The sequence below is a fragment of the Streptomyces sp. adm13(2018) genome, from assembly GCF_008042145.1.
Taxonomy (GTDB): domain Bacteria; phylum Actinomycetota; class Actinomycetes; order Streptomycetales; family Streptomycetaceae; genus Streptomyces.
The window spans coordinates 214,939-236,664 of record NZ_RDBH01000113.1 but is presented as its reverse complement, the minus strand read 5'-3'; the positions used below and the strand labels follow the sequence as shown (position 1 = coordinate 236,664).

The 21,726-nt window shown below is 73.0% G+C and carries 24 protein-coding genes and 1 pseudogene; 20 read left to right on the top strand and 5 right to left on the bottom strand.

Annotation, left to right across the window (positions count from 1 at the left end; translation table 11 throughout):
- Window positions 1-8: 8 nt before the first annotated feature.
- Entirely contained in the window at window positions 9-815 is an 807-nt protein-coding gene (locus EAO70_RS11080; protein ID WP_148002817.1) for an IclR family transcriptional regulator, read from the bottom strand.
- Window positions 816-1,152: 337 nt separating this feature from the next.
- Between EAO70_RS11080 and allB the strand changes: the two genes are divergently transcribed.
- On the top strand, window positions 1,153-2,487 hold the full coding sequence (gene allB / locus EAO70_RS11075) for an allantoinase AllB (RefSeq protein WP_148002816.1): 1,335 nt from the start codon (window positions 1,153-1,155) through the stop codon (window positions 2,485-2,487).
- Window positions 2,488-2,490: 3 nt separating this feature from the next.
- Window positions 2,491-3,609 (top strand): allantoicase, encoded by a 1,119-nt coding sequence (gene alc, locus EAO70_RS11070; RefSeq protein ID WP_148002815.1) that lies wholly within the window; start codon window positions 2,491-2,493, stop codon window positions 3,607-3,609.
- 441 nt (window positions 3,610-4,050) lie between these two features.
- Here the strand turns inward: alc and EAO70_RS11065 are convergent, their stop codons facing one another.
- Window positions 4,051-4,791 carry an SDR family NAD(P)-dependent oxidoreductase gene (locus tag EAO70_RS11065; protein WP_148002814.1) on the bottom strand — a complete coding sequence of 247 codons (741 nt, stop codon included), beginning with the start codon at window positions 4,789-4,791 and terminating at the stop codon, window positions 4,051-4,053.
- A 215-nt stretch (window positions 4,792-5,006) separates the two neighbouring features.
- On the opposite strand from EAO70_RS11065, the gene EAO70_RS11060 reads away from it, so the two are divergent.
- Window positions 5,007-5,936: a DMT family transporter gene (locus tag EAO70_RS11060; RefSeq protein ID WP_148002813.1), complete on the top strand. Its 930-nt coding sequence runs from the start codon at window positions 5,007-5,009 to the stop codon at window positions 5,934-5,936.
- 11 nt (window positions 5,937-5,947) lie between these two features.
- A complete protein-coding gene (locus tag EAO70_RS11055; RefSeq protein ID WP_148002812.1) occupies window positions 5,948-6,313 on the top strand; it encodes a hypothetical protein in 366 nt (121 codons plus the stop codon).
- 19 nt (window positions 6,314-6,332) lie between these two features.
- On the opposite strand, the gene EAO70_RS11050 is transcribed toward EAO70_RS11055, so the two are convergent.
- Window positions 6,333-6,554, bottom strand: a complete 222-nt coding sequence (locus EAO70_RS11050) for a hypothetical protein (protein ID WP_148002811.1) — start codon at window positions 6,552-6,554, stop codon at window positions 6,333-6,335.
- 145 nt (window positions 6,555-6,699) lie between these two features.
- Between EAO70_RS11050 and EAO70_RS11045 the strand changes: the two genes are divergently transcribed.
- Genes EAO70_RS11045 through EAO70_RS11035 form a run of 3 tightly spaced genes read left to right on the top strand, consistent with a single transcriptional unit; the run spans window position 6,700 to window position 9,798 of the window.
- On the top strand, window positions 6,700-7,914 hold the full coding sequence (locus EAO70_RS11045) for a sensor histidine kinase (protein WP_148002810.1): 1,215 nt from the start codon (window positions 6,700-6,702) through the stop codon (window positions 7,912-7,914).
- The gene (locus EAO70_RS11040) at window positions 7,911-8,582 is read left to right on the top strand and encodes a response regulator (protein WP_148002809.1); all 672 of its coding nucleotides are present in this window, start codon (window positions 7,911-7,913) and stop codon (window positions 8,580-8,582) included. The genes EAO70_RS11045 and EAO70_RS11040 overlap by 4 nt, the downstream gene beginning before the upstream one ends.
- A gap of 37 nt (window positions 8,583-8,619) precedes the next feature.
- Window positions 8,620-9,798 (top strand): cytochrome P450 family protein, encoded by a 1,179-nt coding sequence (locus tag EAO70_RS11035; protein WP_148002808.1) that lies wholly within the window; start codon window positions 8,620-8,622, stop codon window positions 9,796-9,798.
- Between the two features lie 51 nt (window positions 9,799-9,849).
- On the opposite strand, the gene EAO70_RS11030 is transcribed toward EAO70_RS11035, so the two are convergent.
- A complete protein-coding gene (locus EAO70_RS11030) occupies window positions 9,850-10,848 on the bottom strand; it encodes a Gfo/Idh/MocA family oxidoreductase (protein ID WP_148002807.1) in 999 nt (332 codons plus the stop codon).
- A 139-nt stretch (window positions 10,849-10,987) separates the two neighbouring features.
- On the opposite strand from EAO70_RS11030, the gene EAO70_RS11025 reads away from it, so the two are divergent.
- The 6 genes from EAO70_RS11025 (at window position 10,988) to EAO70_RS11000 (ending at window position 16,496) form a co-directional block, all read left to right on the top strand.
- The gene (locus EAO70_RS11025; protein WP_148003010.1) at window positions 10,988-11,716 is read left to right on the top strand and encodes a GntR family transcriptional regulator; all 729 of its coding nucleotides are present in this window, start codon (window positions 10,988-10,990) and stop codon (window positions 11,714-11,716) included.
- A 109-nt stretch (window positions 11,717-11,825) separates the two neighbouring features.
- Entirely contained in the window at window positions 11,826-12,845 is a 1,020-nt protein-coding gene (locus EAO70_RS11020) for a sugar ABC transporter substrate-binding protein (RefSeq protein ID WP_148002806.1), read from the top strand.
- Entirely contained in the window at window positions 12,842-13,897 is a 1,056-nt protein-coding gene (locus EAO70_RS11015; protein WP_148002805.1) for an ABC transporter permease, read from the top strand. Before EAO70_RS11020 ends, EAO70_RS11015 begins: the two co-directional genes overlap by 4 nt.
- Entirely contained in the window at window positions 13,894-14,688 is a 795-nt protein-coding gene (locus EAO70_RS11010) for an ATP-binding cassette domain-containing protein (RefSeq protein ID WP_148002804.1), read from the top strand. The genes EAO70_RS11015 and EAO70_RS11010 overlap by 4 nt, the downstream gene beginning before the upstream one ends.
- A 57-nt stretch (window positions 14,689-14,745) precedes the next feature.
- Entirely contained in the window at window positions 14,746-15,921 is a 1,176-nt protein-coding gene (locus tag EAO70_RS11005) for an ROK family glucokinase (RefSeq protein WP_148002803.1), read from the top strand.
- Window positions 15,918-16,496, top strand: coding sequence for a hypothetical protein (locus tag EAO70_RS11000; protein ID WP_148002802.1), 579 nt, complete (start codon window positions 15,918-15,920; stop codon window positions 16,494-16,496). The genes EAO70_RS11005 and EAO70_RS11000 overlap by 4 nt, the downstream gene beginning before the upstream one ends.
- Before the next feature lie 70 nt (window positions 16,497-16,566).
- Here the strand turns inward: EAO70_RS11000 and EAO70_RS10995 are convergent, their stop codons facing one another.
- On the bottom strand, window positions 16,567-16,947 hold the full coding sequence (locus EAO70_RS10995; RefSeq protein ID WP_261992800.1) for a MarR family winged helix-turn-helix transcriptional regulator: 381 nt from the start codon (window positions 16,945-16,947) through the stop codon (window positions 16,567-16,569).
- A gap of 187 nt (window positions 16,948-17,134) precedes the next feature.
- On the opposite strand from EAO70_RS10995, the gene EAO70_RS10990 reads away from it, so the two are divergent.
- The 7 genes and pseudogenes from EAO70_RS10990 (at window position 17,135) to EAO70_RS10960 (ending at window position 21,701) form a co-directional block, all read left to right on the top strand.
- Window positions 17,135-17,668, top strand: a complete 534-nt coding sequence (locus EAO70_RS10990) for a hypothetical protein (protein WP_315986229.1) — start codon at window positions 17,135-17,137, stop codon at window positions 17,666-17,668.
- Window positions 17,669-18,084: 416 nt separating this feature from the next.
- A complete protein-coding gene (locus EAO70_RS10985; RefSeq protein ID WP_148002801.1) occupies window positions 18,085-18,303 on the top strand; it encodes a hypothetical protein in 219 nt (72 codons plus the stop codon).
- Window positions 18,304-18,465: 162 nt separating this feature from the next.
- Window positions 18,466-19,197 (top strand): annotated as a pseudogene (locus tag EAO70_RS10980) (HlyD family efflux transporter periplasmic adaptor subunit); the annotation flags it as partial.
- 56 nt (window positions 19,198-19,253) lie between these two features.
- Window positions 19,254-19,661, top strand: a complete 408-nt coding sequence (locus tag EAO70_RS10975; RefSeq protein ID WP_410091232.1) for a carboxymuconolactone decarboxylase family protein — start codon at window positions 19,254-19,256, stop codon at window positions 19,659-19,661.
- A 10-nt stretch (window positions 19,662-19,671) separates the two neighbouring features.
- Window positions 19,672-20,307, top strand: coding sequence for an MBL fold metallo-hydrolase (locus EAO70_RS10970; RefSeq protein WP_148002800.1), 636 nt, complete (start codon window positions 19,672-19,674; stop codon window positions 20,305-20,307).
- Between the two features lie 77 nt (window positions 20,308-20,384).
- Complete coding sequence (locus EAO70_RS10965) at window positions 20,385-21,164, top strand: exodeoxyribonuclease III (protein ID WP_148002799.1); 780 nt, start codon at window positions 20,385-20,387, stop codon at window positions 21,162-21,164.
- A 93-nt stretch (window positions 21,165-21,257) separates the two neighbouring features.
- Window positions 21,258-21,701, top strand: a complete 444-nt coding sequence (locus EAO70_RS10960) for a DUF6278 family protein (RefSeq protein WP_148002798.1) — start codon at window positions 21,258-21,260, stop codon at window positions 21,699-21,701.
- The last annotated feature ends 25 nt before the right edge of the window (window positions 21,702-21,726 follow it).

Genomic DNA, 21,726 nt, shown 5'->3' with positions numbered 1-21,726 from the left:
CCCCAGAGCTACGCCCCCCCGTTCCCCGTCGTGTTCGCCAGGGCCGTCGACAGTTCGCGGGCCACTTCCTGGAGGATCGGGACGATCTTCTCCGTTGCCGCCTCCGTCACCCGGCCCGCCGGGCCCGAGATCGAGATCGCCGCCGCCGTGGGGGAGTCGGGGACCGGGACCGCGAGGCAGCGGACTCCTATCTCCTGCTCGTTGTCGTCGACCGCGTACCCCGTCTCGCGGACCGCGACGAGCGCGTCGAGGAAGCCCTCCGGGGTCGTGATCGTCTTCTCCGTCGCCGCCGGCATCCCGGTGCGGGCCAGCAGCGCGCGGACCTCCTCCGCCGGGGTGTGCGCCAGCAGCGCCTTGCCGACACCCGTCGAGTGCGGCAGCACGCGCCGGCCGACCTCGGTGAACATCCGCATCGAGTGCTTGGACGGCACCTGCGCCACGTACACGATCTCGTCGCCGTCGAGCAGCGCCATGTTCGCCGTCTCGCCGGTCTCCTCGACGAGCCGCGCCAGGTACGGGCGCGCCCAGGTGCCGAGGAGCCGGGAGGCGGACTCGCCGAGCCGGATGAGGCGGGGGCCGAGCGCGTACCGTCGGTTCGGCTGCTGGCGCACGTACCCGCAGGCGACCAGTGTGCGCATCAGGCGGTGGATGGTCGGGAGCGGGAGTCCGCTGCTGGCGGAGAGCTCGCTCAGCCCGACCTCGCCCCCGGCGTCGGCCATCCGCTCCAGGAGGTCGAAGGCACGCTCAAGGGACTGGACGCCCCCGCTCGCGGCGGGCTTGGCGGCGTCGGTGGTGCTGGCGCTGGACGTCGGCACGTCAACGGTCCTTTCGGGGCAGGCGGGCAAGGCTGCAGCCTACCGGCCCATCGGCCGGGGTACATGGTCCTGGTGACGGCGTCCGCGCCGGTCAGGACGTGTTTGTCCGGTGTCGGCGGCGGCCCGGAGCCGTCCGGGTCGGCCCCGGCTGTACGGAGCTACGTTCTACTGTACGGAATCTGCATTCCACTTGGTGGAAACATCCAAGCGGCCCGCGGCGGCGCCCGGCATCCTCGCCGATGCTGGAAGTGTGCCCTTGACGACATGTCGTCCGGAAGTGAAGACTCCTTCAACAGTTCGTTGAATTTCTTCTTGAACCACTGGAAGAGGGGTACGGGTGGACGTCAACCTGGTCCTGCGCTCGACGCGTGTCATCACCCCCGAGGGGACACGCCCGGCGTCGATCGCCGTTGCCGGAGGGACGATCGCGGCCGTGCTGCCGTACGACGCCGAGGTACCGGCCGGTGCCCGGCTCGAAGACGTCGGCGACGACGTCGTCCTGCCCGGACTCGTCGACACCCACGTGCACGTGAACGACCCCGGCCGCACCGAGTGGGAGGGCTTCTGGACCGCCACCCGCGCGGCCGCCGCCGGTGGCATCACCACCCTCCTCGACATGCCGCTCAACTCGCTGCCGCCCACCACCACCGTGCAGAACCTGCGCGTCAAGCAGGACGTCGCCCGCACGAAGGCGCACGTCGACGTCGGCTTCTGGGGCGGCGCCCTGCCCGACAACGTCAAGGACCTGCGCCCCCTGCACGACGCCGGCGTCTTCGGCTTCAAGTGCTTCCTGTCGCCCTCCGGCGTCGAGGAGTTCCCCGAGCTCGACCAGGAGCAGCTGGCGACCTCCCTCGCGGAGATCTCCGGCTTCGACGGGCTGATGATCGTCCACGCCGAGGACCCCCACCACCTCGCCGCCGCGCCCCAGCGCACCGGCGGCGCGTACGCCGACTTCCTCGCCTCGCGTCCCCGCGACGCCGAGAACACGGCCATCGAGAACCTGATCAACCAGGCCCGCCGGCTCGACGCCCGCGTCCACGTCCTGCACCTCTCCTCCTCCGACGCGCTACCGGTCCTCGCCGCCGCGAAGGCCGAGGGCGTCAAGGTCACCGTCGAGTCCTGCCCGCACTTCCTCACGCTCACCGCCGAGGAGATCCCGGACGGGGCCACCGAGTTCAAGTGCTGCCCGCCCATCCGCGAGGCGGTCAACCAGGACGCGCTGTGGCAGGGGCTCGCGGACGGCACGATCGACTGCATCGTCTCCGACCACTCCCCGTCCACCACCGACCTCAAGACGCCCGACTTCGCGTCCGCCTGGGGCGGCATCTCCTCCCTCCAGCTCGGCCTGCCCGCCATCTGGACCGAGGCCCGCCGCCGCGGCTTCGACCTGACCGACGTCGTCCGCTGGATGTCCGAGGGCCCGGCCCGGCTCGCCGGCCTCACCCGCAAGGGCGCCATCGAGGCCGGCCGCGACGCCGACTTCGCCGTCCTCGACCCGGAAGCCACCTTCACCGTCGACCCGGCCGAGCTCCAGCACCGCAACCGCATCACCGCCTACGCGGGCCGCACCCTCCACGGCGTCGTCACCTCCACCTGGCTGCGCGGCGAGCGCATCGCCGACCACGGCACCCTCGCCGAGCCCTCCGGCCGCCTCCTCGAAAGGAACAACTGACCCGTGAGCACCGGCATACCCTCCTTCACCGGCGACGCCAGCCCCTACGGCGGCGGCGACCCGTACGCCGACTACCGGACGGCCGACTTCCCCTTCACCCAGTACGCCGACCTCGCCGACCGCCGCCTCGGCGCGGGCGTCATCGCCGCCAACGACGAGTTCTTCGCCGAGCGCGAGAACCTGCTCAAGCCCGAGGCGGCCGAGTTCGACCCCGAGCACTTCGGCCACAAGGGCAAGATCATGGACGGCTGGGAGACCCGCCGCCGCCGCGGCGTCTCCGCCCAGCAGCCCCACCCCACCGACGACGACCACGACTGGGCCCTCGTACGGCTCGGCGCGCCCGGCGTCGTCCGCGGCATCGTCCTCGACACCGCCCACTTCCGCGGCAACTACCCGCAGGCCGTCTCCGTCGAGGCCGCCTCCGTCCCCGGCTCGCCCTCGCCCGAGGAACTCCTCGCCGACGACGTGAAGTGGACGGTCCTCGTCCCGCGCACCGCCGTCGGCGGCCACGCGGCCAACGGCTTCGCCGTCGACGTCGAGCAGCGCTTCACCCACCTCCGCGTCAACCAGCACCCCGACGGCGGTATCGCCCGCCTCCGCGTGTACGGCGAAGTCGCCCCCGACCCGCGGTGGCTCGGCGTACTCGGCACCTTCGACCTCGCGGCCCTGGAGAACGGCGGCCAGGTCGAGGACGCCTCCGACCGCTTCTACTCCCCGGCCACCAACACCATCCAGCCCGGCCGATCCCGCAAGATGGACGACGGCTGGGAGACCCGCCGCCGCCGCGACAAGGGCAACGACTGGATCCGCTACCAGCTCGTCGCCGAGTCCGAGATCCGCGCCGTCGAGATCGACACCGCGTACCTCAAGGGCAACAGCGCCGGCTGGGCCGCGCTCTCCGTCGCCGCCGAAGGCTCCGAGGACTGGACCGAGATCCTCCCCCGCACCCGCCTCCAGCCCGACACCAACCACCGGTTCGTCCTCGACGCCCCGGCGGTCGGCTCCCGCGTCCGCATCGACATCTACCCGGACGGCGGCATCTCCCGCCTCCGCCTCTTCGGCTCCCTCACGGACGCCGGTACGGCCCGCCTGACGGCCCGCCACCAGGAACTGGGCGGCTGACCACGACCCGTACGCAACGGCAGGCCGGGGTACGCCCCCGGCCCGCCCCATGAACTGGGCGGGTACGACACCCCGCCCGGCCCGCGAGGGCACACCGGCCCGACAGCACCGGTGCGCCCTCGCGCACACCCCTTTTCCGGGGCTCGGTTCGCCTCCGGGCGCCCGGAGCCGGACTCACGACCCCGACCGTGCTCGGCCCTCCTCGTTCCTCGGGGGGCCTGCGCGCGCCCGGGGTCGTTCCCCCGGCGGCGCCCCGGCTCACTCGCCCCCCTCTTCAGGGCTCGGTTCGCCTCCGGGCGCCCGGAGCCGGACTCACGACCCCGACCGTGCTCGGCCCCCCTCGTTCCTCGGGGGGCCTGCGCGCGCCCGGGGTCGTTCCCCCGGCGGCGCCCTTCGGCTCACTCGCCGGTCCTACGGCCCGCCCCGCACCTCCCCGTCACGTCACGCCGCGTGCCCGCCGTCCACCGTGAACTCCGCTCCCGTCACGTACCGGCCCTCCGGGCCCGCCAGGAACGCGATCGTCGCGGCCACCTCCTCCGCCGTGCCGAAGCGGCCGAGTGCCGTCTGGGCCGCCTGGTCCGCCGCGTACGGGCCGTCCGCCGGGTTCATGTCCGTGTCGATGGGGCCCGGGTGCACCAGGTTCGCCGTGATCCCGCGGCCGCCCAGTTCCCGCGCCAGGCCCTTCGTCAGACCGATCAGCGCCGTCTTGGACAGCGCGTACAGCACCCCGCCGGGGCCCGGCACCCGCTGGGCCATGCAACTGCCGACCGTGATGATCCGGCCGCCGTCCGGAAGCCGCCCGGCCGCCGCCTGCGCGGCCAGGAACGCCGCCCGCACGTTCACGGCCAGGACCCGGTCCACGTCCGTGAGGGCCAGGGAGCCCAGCGGTCCGAGGACGCCGATCCCCGCGTTGTTCACCAGCACGTCGAGCCGGCCCAGGGCGTCCGCCGCCCAGTTCACCGCGCCCGCCGCGTCCCCCGGGTCGGCCGCGTCGGCCCGCAGCGGCAGCGCCCTGCGCCCGGTCGCCTCGATGCGCGCGGCCACCTCCTTGGCCCGTACCTCGTCCCGTACGTAGGTGAAGGCGACGTCGGCGCCCTCCTCGGCCAGCCGCACGGCCGTCGCCGCGCCGATCCCGCGGCTGCCGCCCGTCACCAGTACCGCCGTGCCGTTCCTCGTGGACATCCCGATTCCTCCGTAGCCAAGAAGCCATAAGTGGTTGCGGGTTCAATGAAAGTCCCCGGGGCCCCGGGAGGCTGGCGGGAATCGGACGGTGACCCCGGCCGCACCCTCCGCCCGGAAAGGTGTAGCCACCACGCGCCCCTCCCGGTACGGTGATCGCTCCACGTGCGAGCCGTCGAAGTCTCCACCCCACCGGCAGAGTTGGAGACCCGGCCGCCATGTCAGCCTCGACCGCCGCCCCGCTGTCCCTCGGAGCCCCCCGCCCCGCCTGGCTCACCGATCTGCCCGTCCTGCTCGTCGCCGTCGTCTGGGGCACCAGCTACCTCGCGGCCAAGGGCATCACCACCACCCACACCGTGATCGCGGTCCTCGTGCTGCGGTTCGCCGTGGTGCTGCCCGTCCTCGTCGTCGCCGGCTGGACCCGGCTCCGTGCCCTGAACGCCGCCCAGTGGCGCGGCGCCGGGGCCCTCGGGCTGATCCTCGGCGGGATCTTCCTCCTGGAGACCTACGGCGTCGTCCACACCTCCGCCACCAACGCGGGCCTGATCATCAGCCTCACCATGATCCTCACCCCGCTCGCCGAAGCCGCCACGACCCGGATCCGACCGCCCCGCGCCTTCCTCGGCGCCGCCGCGCTCTCCGTCCTCGGCGTGGTGCTCCTCACCCAGGGGGGCGGCTTCACCACCCCCTCCGCCGGCGACCTGCTCATGCTGCTCGCCGCCCTCGCCCGTACCGTCCACGTCCTGGCGATGTCCCGGATCAAGGCCGTCCGGACGGCCGACTCGCTCTCCCTCACCACCGTGCAACTCGGCTCCGCCGTCGCCGTCTTCGCCGTCATCGCGGCCTTCCCCGGCACCGGCGCCACCCCCTGGGCGGTCGCCCTGGACTTCGGCCCGCGCGAGTGGGCCGGACTGCTCTTCCTCTCCGTCTTCTGCACGCTCTTCGCGTTCTTCGTGCAGATGTGGGCCGTCCGCCGGACCTCCCCGTCCCGGGTCAGCCTCCTCCTCGGCACGGAACCCCTCTGGGCCGCCGCCGCAGGCATCGCCCTCGCCGGCGACCGCCCCGGGCTCCTCGGCATCGCCGGTGCGATCCTCGTGCTGGCGGGCACCAGTTGGGGCCGCCGGGCCGCCGACAACGGTGCCGGGTAGGTTGTCCGATCATGCGTTCACTGGTCTACGACAACGAGTTCCGCGCCAAGGCCCGCCGCACCCAGGGCTGGGGCCTCGGGCTCTTCACGCTCGCCGCCCTGTGCTGGGTCTGGCTCGGCGTCACGCTCCTCACCCCGTACGAGGACGCCGACGGCGGCGGCAGCCCCTGCCCCGCCCTGCTCACCAGCGAGTACGTCCACGACAAGCAGTGCGTGGAGAGCCGGGACTGGCCCGGCACCCTCGCCCTCCTCGGGATCTCCGTCCCCTTCGCCGTCGTCGGCGGAGCCCTCTACACCAGCGGCTCCGTCTCCCACCGGATGGCCGAGCACCTCGCAGAGGTGACCCGGCTCGACACGGCGGGCACCCCGCGGAGCTGAACCCTCCGGCAGGGCGCGGTCAGGACTTCGCCACCCGGTCCGACACGATCATGAGGACCAGGCCCAGCACCGCGATCACGATGTTGGCGAACAGCTCACGGCCCTCCAGGAACCCCACGTTCTCCGTGAGGAACCGGGTCACGCCGAGCAGACGGAACCAACCGTCCGTCAGCTCGCGCACCACCCCGGCCACACCGAAGAGAGCGAGCAGGAAACCGGCGACCTCGAGAAACTTCTTCATGAGGTGATCATGGCGGGGCCGGGTCTCCGCCCGCGTCCGCCTCCGGGCCACCGGCTCCGCGACCGAAGTATCGACCTCCGCGACTTCGGTAGCGGCCCGGCCGCCGCTGCCCCGCCCGGCGCCTCCGGCTGCGTACATTGCCGCTATGAACCGCCCGGACCGGCAGCGCTGGCTGCTCCCCTCCCACCTGGCCGGACCCGGTGGGAACGGGGAGGGCAGGCCCCGCCGTACCGTCCGCGACTGGATCGTGGACACCTCGATCTTCCTCCTCGCGGCCCTCGTCGGCCTGATCGCCGCCGACACCAGCGCGCAGTACACCAGCGGGGCCGTCACCGTCGTCGACCAGCTCCTCGGCGCCGCGGGCTGCTGCGCCCTCTGGCTGCGCCGCCGCTGGCCCGCCGGGCTCGCGATCGGCCTCTCGGTGCTCAACCTGGTGGCCCCGGTCGCCGCCGGAGCCCTCCTCGCGAGCCTCTTCAGCGTCGCCGTCCGCAGACCCTTCCGCGAGGTCGCCGGGATCGGCGCGCTCGCCGTCGCCGCCTCCACCGCACAGGCCTTCATCCGGCCCGACCCCACCACCAACACCGGACTCAGCATCGCCCTCGGCTTCACCCTCATCCTGCTCGTCACCGCCTGGGGCATGCTCGTCCGCTCCCGACGACAGCTCGTCGAGGCCCTCCGGGAACGCGCCCGCCGCGCCGAGGCCGAGGCCGAACTGCGCGCCGCCCAGGCCCAGCGGCTCGCCCGCGAGGCCATCGCCCGCGAGATGCACGACGTCCTCGCCCACCGCCTCACCCTGCTCAGCGTGCACGCCGGAGCCCTGGAGTTCCGCCCCGACGCCCCGCCCGAGCAGGTCGCCCGCGCCGCCGGCGTCATCCGCGACAGTGCCCACGAAGCCCTCCAGGACCTCCGCGAGATCATCGGCGTCCTCCGCGCCCCCGGCGAGAACGGCGACGGCGGCGACCGGCCGCAACCCACCCTCGCCACCCTCGGCGCGCTGATCGAGGAGTCCCGCGAGGCCGGCGCCGACGTCGTCCTCGACACCACCGTCGACGAACCGTCCACCGTGCCCGCCGCCACCGGCCGTACGGTCTACCGCATTGCCCAGGAAGGGCTCACCAACGCCCGCAAGCACGCCCCGGGAACCACCGTCACCGTCACCGTCCGCGGCCGCCCCGGCGAGGGCCTCACCGTCGACATCCACAACCCGGCACCCGACGGCCCCGTCCCACCCGTCCCCGGCTCCGGCCAGGGCCTGATCGGACTCACCGAACGCGCCGTGCTCGCCGGCGGCCGGATGGAGCACGGACCCGCCCCCGACGGCGGATTCTCCCTCCACGCCTGGCTACCGTGGCCCGCATGACCATCCGGCTGCTCATCGTCGACGACGACCCCCTGGTCCGCGCGGGCCTCACCCTGATGCTCGGCGGCGCCGAGGACCTGGACATCGTCGGCGAGGGCGCCGACGGCCGCGAGGTCCCCGAACTCGTCTCCCGCTACGCCCCGGACGTCGTCCTCATGGACATCCGCATGCCGCAGGTGGACGGGCTCACCGCCACCGAACGGCTGCGCGCCGAGCCCGGCGCACCCGAGGTCGTCGTCCTCACCACCTTCCACGCCGACGAGCAGGTGCTGCGCGCCCTGCGGGCCGGCGCGGCCGGCTTCGTCCTCAAGGACACGCCCCCCGCCGAGATCCTCGCCGCCGTCCGCCGGGTCGCCGCCGGGGACCCGGTGCTGTCCCCGGCGGTCACCCGCCAGCTCATGACCCACGTCGCGGGCGGACCCGAACGGTCCCCGCGCGCCGCGGCCACCGGCCGGCTCGCCGCACTCGCCGACCGCGAACGGGAGGTGGCCGTCGCCGTCGGACGCGGCCTCGCCAACGCGGAGATCGCGGCCGAGCTCTACATGAGCGTCCCCACCGTCAAGACCCACGTCTCGCGCGTCCTCGCCAAGCTGGGCCTCAACAACCGCGTCCAGATCGCGCTCCTCGTCCACGACGCGGGCCTGCTCGACGAGGACGGCCGGAAGTGATCGTCTCGCCCTCGGCCCGCTGGGCTACTCTGCGTCGATGCCCGTCATCGAACTGGGGGAGTACGGAGCGGACTTCACCGCGGATCCGTACCCCTTCTACGCACGACTCCGGGAAACCGGTCCCGTCCACGAGATCCGGATGCCCGACGGCTTCCGGTTCTGGCTGGTCGTCGGCCACGAGGAGGGCCGGGCGGCCCTCGCCGACCCCCGGCTCGCCAAGTCCCCGTCCGTGATCGGCGTACGGCCGCCGGAGGAGGACGTCATCGGCGTCCACCTGCTCGCGGCCGACCCGCCCGACCACACCCGACTGCGCCGCCTGGTCACGGGCGAGTTCACCGGCCGCAGGGTGGAGAACCTGCGGCCCCGCATCGAGCGGCTCACCGCCGACCTCATCGACGCGATGGAACCGGCCGGCCGCGCCGACCTCGTCGACGCCTTCGCCTACCCGCTGCCGATCACCGTCATCTGCGAGCTCCTCGGCGTCCCCAGCAAGGACCGCGACACCTTCCGCCGCTGGTCCACGGAGCTGGTCAGCCCCACCGGCGAGGAGGACTTCACCCGCAGCATGGTGGACTTCGGCGCCTACCTCGACGCGCTGATCGAGGACAAACGGGCCGCGGGCCCCGCCGACGACCTGCTCTCCGGCCTCATCGCCTCCCGCGCCGAGGACGGCGACCGGCTCTCCGGACCCGAACTCCGCGCCATGGCCTACCTGCTGCTCATCGCGGGCCACGAGACCACCGTCAACCTGATCGCCAACACCGTCCGCAACCTGCTCACCCATCCCGACCAGCTCGCCGCCCTGCGCGCCGACCCGGGGCTCCTGGACGCCACGATCGAGGAGTCCCTGCGGTACGACGGGCCGGTGGAGACCAGCACCTACCGGTTCAGCCGGGAGCCCGTCACCCTCGGCGGCACCGAGATCCCGGCGCGTCAGTACGTCCTCGTCGCCATCGGGGCGCTCGACCGCGACCCGGCCCGCTTCCCGGCACCCGACCGCTTCGACATCCACCGCGACACGCGGGGCCACCTGGCCTTCGGGCACGGCATCCACTACTGCCTGGGCGCCCCGCTCGCCCGCCTGGAGGGCCGCATCGCGCTCCGGACCCTCCTCGACCGCTTCCCGAAGCTGGAGCTCGACCCCGACGGCGAGGCCTGGGAATGGATCCCCGGCCTCCTGATGCGCGGCACCCGCCACCTCCCGGTCCGCTGGTGACGCGCCCCTGACCTATGGGACGCGCGCGGCGGACGCGGGCCCGGGCGTCCGCTAGCCGATCTCGTCGACCCGTACCGGCCGCCGCTCCCGCCGCGACCGCTCGCACGCCTCCGCGACCAGGAGCGCCGCCAGCGCCTCCCGGCCGTCGCAGGGATTGGGCGCCTCGCCGCGGACCAGGCGTACGAAGGCGTCCAGCTCCGCCTCGTACGCGGGGGCGAACCGCTCCAGGAACCCGGACCAGGGCTTCCCCGGCGGAGCCGGCGCCCAGGGTTCCACCGAGGCGAGGGGGGTCCGGTCGTCCAGGCCGACCGCGATCTGGTCCAGCTCGCCCGCCAGCTCCATGCGGACGTCGTACCCGGCGCCGTTGCGCCGGGTCGCCGTCGCCGTGACGAGCGTGCCGTCGTCCAGGGTGAGCAGCGCGGCGGCCGTCGACACGTCGCCGGTCTCCCGGAACATCGCGGGCCCGGCGTCCGACCCCGTCGCGTACACCTCCACGACCTCCCGCCCGGTCACCCAGCGCACGATGTCGAAGTCGTGCACCAGGCAGTCCCGGAAGAGGCCGCCGGAGAGGGGCAGGTACGCGGCCGGCGGCGGCGCCGGGTCGGAGGTCGCCGCCCGTACGGTGTGCAGCCGGCCGAGCCGACCCGAGCGGACCGCCTCGCGCGCCGCCCGGTACCCGGCGTCGAACCGCCGCATGAAGCCGAGCTGGAGCTCCGTACCCGCCGCGGCCACCGCCGCGAGCGCGGTCGCCGTCCCCGGCACGTCCAGCGCGATCGGCTTCTCGCAGAAGGCCGGCAGCCCCGCGGCCGCCGCGCGGGCGATCAGCTCCGCGTGCGCGGCTGTCGCCGAGGCGATCACCACGGCGTCCAGCGGGTGCGTGAACAGCGAGGAGACGTCGGGGGCCGCCTCGGCCCCCAGTGCGCCCGCGACCCCGGCCGCCCGCGTGGGGTCCGCGTCCGCCACGACCAGCGACCCGACCTCCGGGTGGCGGGCCAGCACACCCGCGTGGAAGCTCCCGATCCGGCCCGTACCGATGAGTCCGATGCGCATGGCCCCACCGTGGAGCCGTCCGCCTCCGGTGTCAAGGATTTGTCAGGACAACCGGACGTCACGACTTCCCGTCATCCACGCCCCGGGCTACGCTCCCCCCGTGTCCAAGCAGTCCGGCTCCGCCCTGCCCCCGCTCTCCGTGGACCGCAGCAGCCCGGTCCCGCTGTACTTCCAGCTGGCCCGGCAACTGGAGAGCGCCGTGGAGAACGGCACGCTGACCCCGGGCACCCTCCTCGGCAACGAGATCGACCTCGCCACCCGCCTCGGCCTCTCCCGCCCCACCGTCCGGCAGGCCATCCAGACGCTCGTCGACAAGGGCCTCCTGGTCCGCCGCCGGGGCGTCGGCACCCAGGTCGTGCACAGCACGGTCCGCCGCCCGTTGGAACTCAGCAGCCTCTACGACGACCTCGACGCCGCCGGCCAGCTCCCCGCCACCAAGGTCCTGGTCAACCGCGTCGAGCCCGCCACCGGCCCGGTCGCCGCCGCTCTCCGGCTGCCCGAGGGCAGCGAGGTCGTCTACCTCGAACGGCTCCGCACCGCCCACGGCGCGCCCATGGCCTATCTGCGCAACCACCTGCCCGCCGCACTGCTCGGGCCCGGCGGACCGGACACCGCGCACCTGGAGGCCACCGGCCTCTACCGGCTGCTCCGCTCCGCCGCGCTCACCCTGCACAGCGCCCGCCAGGCCGTCGGCGCCCGCGCCGCGACCGCCGCCGAGGCCGCCCTGCTTGACGAGCGGGAGGGCGCCCCGCTGCTCACGATGGAGCGCGTCACCTTCGACGACACCGGCCGCGCCGTCGAGTACGGCTCCCACCTCTACCGGGCCGACCGCTACACCTTCGAGTTCCAGCTGATGGTCCGTCCGTAGGCCGTACCCCACCGGCGGACGGGCCGGACACCCGCCCCCTGGCGAACGCCACGACCCGCATGACCGATACTGCAATGCACGCAAAGGACACAAAGGAGGGCACGGCCTCGTGACCAGGCTTCGGACAGGAGGGGTACGCGCCGCAGTCGGCGCCGTGCTCGCGCTCGCGCTCACCGGGGCGCTCGCCGGATGCAGCAGCACCGGCGGAAAGCGCGCGGAGGACGCCCGCAAGGCCGCCGAGGCCCAGGGCAGGGCGGTCGTGGACACCCCCCGCTGGACCTTCGCCATGGTGACCCACTCGGGCGACGGCGACACCTTCTGGGACATCGTCCAGAAGGGCGCCAAGCAGGCCGCCGCCAAGGACAACATCAACTTCCTGTACGCCCACAGCGACGAGGCCCAGCAGCAGGCCCAGCTGATCGACTCGTACGTGGCCAAGGGCGTCGACGGCCTGATCGTCTCGCTCGCGAAGCCCGACGCCATGAAGAGCGCCGTCGAGAAGGCCGTCAAGGCCGGCATCCCGGTCATCACCGTGAACTCGGGCGCCGAGCAGTCCAAGGCGTACGGAGCGCTCACCCACATCGGCCAGGACGAGACCGTCGCCGGCGAGGCCGTCGGCGAGGAACTCGACAAGCGGGGGAAGAAGAAGGCCCTCTGCGTCCTGCACGAGCAGGGCAACGTCGGCCACGAGCAGCGCTGCGCAGGCACCAGGAAGACGTTCGGCGGGGAACTGGTCAACCTCTACGTCGACGGCACCAACATGCCGGACGTCAAGGCCTCCATCGAGGCCAAGCTCCAGTCCGACAAGGACGTGGACGCCGTCGTCACGCTCGGCGCCCCCTTCGCCGACGCCGCCGTCCAGGCCGCGAAGAGCGCCGGGAGCAAGGCCGAGATCGACACCTTCGACCTCAACGCCAAGGTCGCCGCCTCCCTCAAGGCCGGCACCCTCGGCTTCGCCGTCGACCAGCAGCCCTACCTCCAGGGCTACGAGGCCGTCGACCTGCTCTGGCTGTACCGCTACAACGCCAACGTCCTCGGCGGCGGCAAGCCGGTCCTCACCGGCCCGCAGGTCATCACCGAGGACGACGCCGGGAAGCTCGTCGAGTACGCCGATCGGGGCACCCGATGAGCTCCACCGCACCCCCGTCGGACGGGCTCGACCACGTCGACGAGAGACTGCTGCGCACCACCCCGCTGAAGAAGCTGCTCGCCCGCCCCGAGCTCGGCTCGGTCGTCGGCGCGATCGCCGTCTTCGTCTTCTTCTCCCTCGCCGCCGACAGCTTCCTGAACCCGTCCAGCCTCGGCACCGTGCTCTACGCCGCGTCCACCCTCGGCATCATGGCGGTGCCCGTCGCGCTGCTCATGATCGGCGGCGAGTTCGACCTGTCCGCCGGCGTGCTGGTGACCAGCTCGGCCCTGGTCTCGTCGATGTTCAGCTACCAGATGACGGCGAACGTCTGGGTCGGCGTCGGCGTCTCGCTGCTCGTCACCCTGGCCATCGGCGTCTTCAACGGCGTCATGCTGACCCGTACGAAGCTGCCCAGCTTCATCATCACGCTCGGCACCTTCCTCATGCTGACCGGCCTGAACCTCGGCCTCACCAAGCTCATCAGCGGCACCGTCTCCACCAAGAGCATCGCCGACATGGAGGGCTTCTCCTCCGCCCGCGCGCTCTTCGCCTCGCAGCTGACCATCGGCGGCGTCGAGTTCAAGGTGACCATCCTCTGGTGGTTCGGCCTGATCGCGCTCGCCACCTGGATCCTGCTCCGCACCCGCTTCGGCAACTGGATCTTCGCGGTCGGCGGCAGCGCCGACGCGGCCCGCGCGGTCGGCGTCCCGGTCCACCGGACGAAGATCGGCCTCTACATGGGCGTGGCGTTCTGCGCCTGGATCTCCGGCCAGCACCTGCTCTTCTCCTTCGACGTCGTCCAGTCGGGCGAGGGCGTGGGCAACGAGCTGATCTTCATCATCGCGGCCGTCATCGGCGGCTGTCTGATCACCGGCGGCTACGGCTCGGCCATCGGCTCCGCGATCGGCGCCCTCATCTTCGGCATGACGAGCAAGGGCATCGTGTACGCCGAGTGGAACCCGGACTGGTTCAAGTTCTTCCTGGGAGCGATGCTCCTCCTGGCGACCCTGCTGAACGCCTGGATCCGCAAGCGCGTGGAGGCCACCAAGTGACGGAGACGACCACGCCCCTCGTCGAGCTCGACGAGGTCAGCAAGTACTACGGCAACATCCGCGCCCTCGAAGGGGTCTCCCTGGAGGTCCGGGCCGGTGAGATCTCCTGCGTCCTCGGCGACAACGGCGCCGGCAAGTCCACCCTCATCAAGATCATCGCCGGGCTGCACCGGCACGACACCGGGTCCTTCCGCATCGAGGGCGAGGAGGTCACCCTCGCCAACCCGCGCGACGCCCTCGACCGGGGCATCGCCACCGTCTACCAGGACCTCGCCGTCGTCCCGCTCATGCCGGTCTGGCGGAACTTCTTCCTCGGCTCCGAGCCCACGAGGGGCTCCGGCCCCTTCAAGCGGCTCGACGTCGGCCTGATGCGGACCACCACCCGCGAGGCGCTGCTCCGCATGGGCATCGACCTGCGCGACGTCGACCAGCCGATCGGCACCCTGTCCGGCGGCGAGCGGCAGTGCGTGGCCATCGCCCGGGCGGTCCACTTCGGCGCGAAGGTCCTCGTCCTCGACGAGCCGACCGCCGCCCTCGGCGTCAAGCAGTCCGGCGTCGTCCTGAAGTACGTGGCCGCCGCCCGCGACCAGGGCCTCGGCGTGGTCCTCATCACCCACAACCCGCACCACGCGTACCTCGTGGGCGACCGGTTCGTCCTGCTCAAGCGGGGCGTGATGGCCGGCAGCCACACCAAGGGCGCCATCACGCTCGACGAGTTGACCCGGCAGATGGCCGGCGGCACCGAGCTGGAGGACCTGCGGCACGAACTGGAGCGGCCGTCCGCGACGTGACGGCCCCTCCTCCGATGTAACGGCCCCTTCACCCCCCACCTGGCAGAATCGGAGCCGATGAGTACCTACCGTGACCTCGCGCACCGGGGATCGGCCCGGGGCACCGTGCTGCGGACCGTCGGCACCCGGGAGCGGCGCTCCCACCTGACCGCGCCGCGGGTGCCGACCGTCGGCATCGACATCGGCGGCACGAAGGTGATGGCCGGCGTCGTCGACGCCGACGGCAACATCCTGGAGAAGCTCCGCACGGAGACCCCGGACAAGTCCAAGAGCGCCAAGGTCGTCGAGGACACCATCGTCGAGCTGGTCCTGGACCTCTCCGACCGGCACGACGTGCACGCCGTGGGCATCGGCGCGGCCGGCTGGGTCGACGCCGACCGGGCCACGGTGCTGTTCGCCCCGCACCTCGCCTGGCGCAACGAGCCCCTCAGGGACGCCCTCCAGAGCCGCCTCGCCGTCCCCGTCATGGTGGACAACGACGCCAACACCGCCGCCTGGGCCGAGTGGCGCTTCGGCGCCGGACGCGGCGAGGACCACCTGGTCATGATCACCCTCGGCACCGGCATCGGCGGCGCCATCCTGGAGGACGGCCAGGTCAAGCGCGGCAGGTTCGGGGTGGCCGGCGAGTTCGGACACATGCAGGTCGTGCCGGGCGGCCACCGCTGCCCCTGCGGCAACCGCGGCTGCTGGGAGCAGTACAGCTCGGGCAACGCGCTGGTCCGCGAGGCCCGCGAGCTGGCCGCCGCCGACTCCCCGGTCGCGTACGGGATCATCGAGCGGGTCAAGGGCAACGTCCCCGAGATCACCGGACCGCTCATCACCGAGCTCGCCCGCGAGGGCGACGCCATGTGCGTGGAGCTGTTCCAGGACATCGGGCAGTGGCTCGGCGTCGGCATCGCCAACCTCGCCGCCGCCCTCGACCCCTCCTGCTTCGTCATCGGCGGCGGCGTCTCGGCCGCCGACGACCTGCTCATCGGACCCGCCAGGGACTCCTTCCGCCGCCATCTCACCGGCCGCGGCTACCGTCCCGAGGCCCGCATCACCCGCGCCCAGCTCGGCCCCGAGGCGGGGATGGTCGGCGCCGCCGACCTCGCCCGACTCGTCGCCCGCCGCTTCCGCCGCGCCAACCGGCGCCGGGTGGAGCGGTACGAACGGTACGAGCGCTACGCCCAGGCCCTGCGCAGCGGGACCTCGGCCCGGGCCCCGCGTACCCCCGAGGATCCGCCTTCATGACCCTGCCCCACCAGTCCACCCCGCCGCGCGACCCCGGGGGCAGGCTCCCCGAGGACCACCGGCACATGATCCGCCGCCGCTGGCTGACCGCCGTCATCATCGTCCTGCTCGTGGGCATCCCGGCCGGCTACCTCGTCATCTCCGCGGGCCAGAGCCGCGACAGCGGACGCGACAAGGAGCGCGAGTCCTCGGCGGCGGGGCTCCAGGACAACTGGCCCTCGCTCATGAAGCGCAGGATCTTCGAGGTCCCGATCCCCGCGGGGGCGTGGGACGTCGCGTACTACGAGACGAGCAACTGGAAGACCAGCCGGCTGTACGTCCAGTTCTCGACCACCGCCGCGGGTCTGGACGCGTTCCTGGCCGAGTCCGGCACGAGCCGCGCGGCGCTCACCCCGGGCCGGATCACGGTGGGCGACCGCGACGCCGACATCGCGGGCTGGCGCTTCGTCGAGGGCATGAGCTGGGCGGGTACGACGGTGCGGCGCGAGGACCCCCGCCCGGCGACGGACCTGACGGTCGATCTGACGGAGCCGGCGTTCCCCCGGGTGTACGCGGTCTCGGCGACGAGCCCCTGAGCGGCTCCGGGCCCGCGGGGATCGGGACCTCGAAGACCCGGCGCCGGTACGGAACGGCCTGCCCCTGAGGTCAGGCGTTCTTCTCCATGCCCGGGCGCAGCCGGGCGAGCAGCTCGTAGAGGGTCGCGCTCTCGGTGGCGTCGAGGGTGTCGAGTGCGCCGCTCGTGGCCTGCATCTCCTCGCGGACGCGGCGGATGACGTCGCGGCCCTCGTCGGTCGCCACGACGTTCTTGACGCGCCGGTCGGAGGGGTCGGGCTCGCGGCGGACCAGGGCGCGGGCCTCCAGGCGGTCGACGATCCCGGTGACGTTGGAGGCGTCGCAGACCAGCAGGGTGGCGAGGGCACGCATCGGCAGCGGGCCGTCGAGCTGGGCGAGGACCTTCGCCTGGGTGGAGGTCAGGCCGAGCGAAGGGTCCGCGAACCGCTCGTCGACATGAGGATGTTCGTCCACCGCCCGGTCCTCATGGCCAACCTGGCCGGCATCCTCGTCGGCTTCGGCATGTTCGCGAACTTCCTGGGCGTCTCCTACCTGGTCCAGATGCCCGAGGCCCTCACCGGCTACGGCTTCGACGCGTCCATCCTCCGCGCCTCCGTCCATCCTGCTGCCCGGCGCGATCGTCTCGCTGCTCGCCTCCCCGATGGGCGGTCAGCTGGTCCGCCACCGCGTCCCGCGCGCCGCCCTCGCCCTGGCCGCGGGGCTCGGCGCCGTCGGCTTCGGCTGGCTCGCCCTCGACCACGGCCACACCCTCTCGGTGATCGGCGCGGGGATCGTCGTCGGCGCGGCCGTCAGCTTCGGTTACGCCGCCATGCCGGTCGTCATCATGGCGAGCGTCCCGCACCACCAGAGCGGCATCGCGAACGGCATCAACTCCATCTCCCGCTCCACGGGCAGCGCGATCGGCAGCGCGGTCGTCACGACGATCCTCGCCTCGGGGACCGTCGCCCACCTCCCGGCCGGAGTCCCGACGCTGCCCGCGGAGTCGGGCTTCACCCTGACCTTCTGGATCGGTGCCGCGGCGTTCGCCCCGGTCGCGGCCATCGCGGGCCTCGGCCTGCGCGCACGGGCGGCCGGGGAGCCGCAGGGACAGGCCGTCGGGGAGCCGCAGGGACAGGCCGCCGGGGTCGCCACCCCGGCCGAAACCGCCACCCCCGAGAAGGCGGTGGTGTCCTAGGGAGCCCCCGAGGATCCGCCGGCACCCTCCGTGTCGGCGGCCTCACCCCGCGTCGCTCCGGCGAATCTTCACAGCGTGCGAGTGGAGGGGATCCCTCCCCTTGTCTCGTCCATCGGCCTTCCGGCCCCGCGCCCGTCGTTTGAGGGGCCTATGTCCCCTTGCGTTCCCGGGGGTCGCCGGAGGGCCGATTTCTGTTACTCGATCCTGCGGAGAAGGTGTGACGATCCCCGGGCGATCCGAGGAAAGGATCGAAACGCACTCCGTTCCGGTGACGAATCCGTGTGCCACGACCCGTCAACTCGGTTGGCCGGGAAACCCGTTCGCGTGCTTACATCTGCACATCGCGGCCGCCGTGCGAACGGTGCCTGATTCCGGCCGCGGCAAGGAAACTCCCCCGAATTGAAGGGTGCGCCCCCATGCGTAACGACATCGAGACCCGTGAGATCGCCGACGCCGAGCTGGACGCCGTCTCCGGCGGCCTCGGCATCTCCGGCGGCCTCGCCGGCGCCGTGGTCGGCGACGTCAGCACCGTGCTCGGCACCGTGACCTCGCTCCAGACCGTCCAGGGCGTGCAGGCCCTGCCGGGCGTCGTCACCGGTCTCGCCGGTGTCAACGTCGGTGTCGCCGGCCTCTGAGCGACACCTCCGTGAACCCCGGAACGCATTCCCGTTCCGGGGTTCACGGCTGCCATTCCCGACCCTCGGCGGCGGGAATCCCCCGGGAATGCGCCGGGAATCCTTAGGGAATCCGCCGGGAATTCTGCAGGCCCGTGAGAATCGCAGTCGGAGGAAGGTTCCGTGCAGTTCCGCCAGAAGGCGCTTTCCAAGCTGCAATCGCCCGAAGAACTCGATCTGCCGGTACGGCTGGCCCGCCCGCAGGGGCGGCTCGTCCTGGCCGTCACCGTCGTCGTGATGGCCGCCGCGACCTTCTGGGCCTTCACCGGATCCGTGCACACCAAACTGACCGCGCCCGGCGTCCTCACCCGGGCCGAGGGCAGCTACCTCCTGCAGAGCCCCTTCGCCGGACAGGTCACCGCCGTCCGCGCCGAGGAGGGCCGGACCGTCGCCGCCGGCGCCCCGCTGCTCACCGTCCGGACACCCCAGGGCGACCGGGACGTGCGCGCGATCGACGGCGGACGGGTCACCACTCTCCTCGCCAAGACCGGACTCGTCGTCACCACCGGCGCCGACGTCGCGACCGTGGAGCGCGTGAAGGACCCGGACGACCCGCTGGTCGCCATGGTCTACGTGCCCGGCGGCAGCGGCGCGGCGATCCCCGTCGGCGCCCAGGTCGACCTCGCCGTCCAGTCCGCCCCCCGTCAGCGGTTCGGCGTGCTCCGCGGACGGGTCGAGGCGGTCGGCCGCGCCCCCCAGACCCCCGCGCGGATCAGCGGCTTCCTCGGCGACCGGACCCTCGCCGAGGAGTTCGCCCGGGACGGCGACCCCGTCGCCGTCCTCGTCCGGCTGGAACGCTCCACCGCCACCCGCTCCGGCTACCGGTGGTCCAAGGCCGACGGACCCCCGTACCCCCGTTCCTGGCAGGCCCCGCCGGCACCGTCGGCGTCGGCGGCGAGGGCCCGGTCCACATGGGCGTCGCCGAGGCCGGCCGCCCCGACCCGTACCCGAGGGGGCTCGCGCTGCGCCGCGAGGTCCTCGGCGACGCCCATGTGGACCGGGCCCTCGCCGCCGACGCCGACGGTGCCGGCGGGGCCTTCCAGGAACTCGTCACCCGGTACGCCTGGGGCGAGGTGTGGAGCCGGGACGGCCTGGACCGGCGCACCCGGAGCGTCGTGACGCTCACGGCCCTGATCGCCGGCGGCCACCAGGACGCCCTCGCCGACCACACCCGCGCGGCCCTCCGAAACGGGCTGTCCGCCGAGGAACTCCGCGAGATCGTGCTCCACGCGGGCGTGTACTGCGGCTTCCCCGCCGCCGAGACCGCGCTGCGGGTGGTCGCCCGCGTCGTCGAGGAGGAGACGAGGCCCCCGGCGTAGCCTGGGCCCCGTGAAGCTGACGAAGAAGTCCCACGCGTGCGTGCGGCTGGAGAAGGACGGGCGGACGCTCGTCCTCGACCCCGGCGTGTTCACCGAGGAGGACGCGGTCCTCGGGGCCGACGCCCTGCTGGTGACGCACGAGCACCCCGACCACTTCGACGAGGGGCGCCTGCGGGCCGCCCTGGAGGCGAACCCGGACGCCGAGATCTGGACGCTGCGGAGCGTCGCCGACCAGCTGTCGGCGGCGTTCCCCGGCCGCGTGCACACCGTCGGCCACGGCGACGCGTTCACCGCCGCCGGGTTCGACGTCCAGGTGCACGGCGAGCTGCACGCCGTGATCCACCCCGACATGCCCCGCGTCACCAACGTGGGGTACCTGGTGGACGGCGGCGCCCTCTTCCACCCCGGAGACGCGCTCACCGTGCCCGACCACCCCGTGGAGACGCTGCTGCTCCCCGTCATGGCCCCGTGGAACAAGATCTCGGAGGTCATCGACTACGTACGGGAGGTGCGCCCGCGCCGGGCGTACGACATCCACGACGCGCTCCTCACCGATCTGGCGCGGCCCATCTACGACCGCCAGATCGGCGAACTCGGCGGCACCGACCACCAGCGCCTCGCACCGGGCGGCTCCACCGAGCTCTGAGCGGGCCGCCGGGCGCGGGACCCGCTCCCCGCCCGGCCCGGCATCGATTGTCGGACCCCGCACGTAGGCTTGCGCACATGCGCATCGCCACCTGGAACGTCAATTCGATCACCGCCCGGCTGCCCCGGCTCCTCGCCTGGCTGGAGAGCAGCGGCACGGACGTGCTGTGCGTCCAGGAGACCAAGTGCACCGTCGAGCAGTTCCCCACCGAGGAGCTGCGCGCCCTCGGGTACGAGTCCGTGGTCCACGCCACGGGCCGGTGGAACGGCGTGGCGCTGGTCTCCCGGGTCGGACTCGCCGACGTGGTCACGGGGCTGCCCGGCGGCCCGGAGTACGACGCCGTCGACGAGCCCCGCGCGATCTCCGCGACCTGCGGCCCGGTCCGCGTCTGGTCGGTGTACGTGCCCAACGGCCGGGAGGTCGCGCACGAGCACTACGCGTACAAGCTGCGCTGGCTCGACGCCCTGAAGGCGGCCGTCGCCGGCGACGCGGCGGGGGACCGGCCCTTCGCCGTCCTCGGCGACTACAACATCGCGCCGACCGACGACGACGTCTGGGACCGGTCGGTCTTCGAGGGCCTGACGCACGTCACGGAGCCGGAGCGCGCCGCGCTCGCGGGCCTCCGCGAGACGGGTCTGTCCGACGTGGTCCCGCGCCCCCTCAAGTACGACCACCCCTACACGTACTGGGACTACCGCCAGCTCGCCTTCCCGAAGAACCGGGGCATGCGCATCGACCTGGTCTACGGCAACAAGGCCTTCGCCGAGGCCGTCACCGACAGCTACGTCGACCGCGAGGAGCGCAAGGGCAAGGGCGCGTCGGACCACGCGCCCGTCGTCGTCGACCTCGACGTCTAGGCCGTCTCCTCCGGACCGGCAACCACCCGGCGGCGGGAACGAACCCCGCGCGCCGGGTGGTCGACCGGGAGGTGACGGTGCGAGGCTGTTCGGATGAACATTCCATTCCTGGACAACTGGCTCAAGCGCCACACGGCCGAGCCGGCCGAGTCGCCGCTGGCCGAGGCCTTCGACCGCGACCCCGACGGCGTGGCCGAGCTGCTCGCCGAGTGCGAGCTGCTGCGCGCCCGGGTGGCGCAGTCCGGGGTGGCCCTCGACGACACCCCGCGCTCCCTCCAGGAGCTCGACCAGCTGCCGCCCCGCTGGCGGGACGATCCGGAGGAGCTGCCCTGGGTCGGGAACGACGCCGGGCTCTACCTCGGCACCGTGATCGTGCGGAACGTCCCCGGCGCGCGCTGGCAGGTGTGGCCCGGCGGCGGTCCGGTGGTCCGGCTCGCCTCCGGCCGTGAGATCCAGGTCGTCGAGGCCGGTCTGGACTGGGCGATGACGGGCTCGCCGGAGCTGTCCCAGACCTACGCCGAGGCCGCCGAGTTCTGATCCCGGGACCCCGCCCGGGCCACAC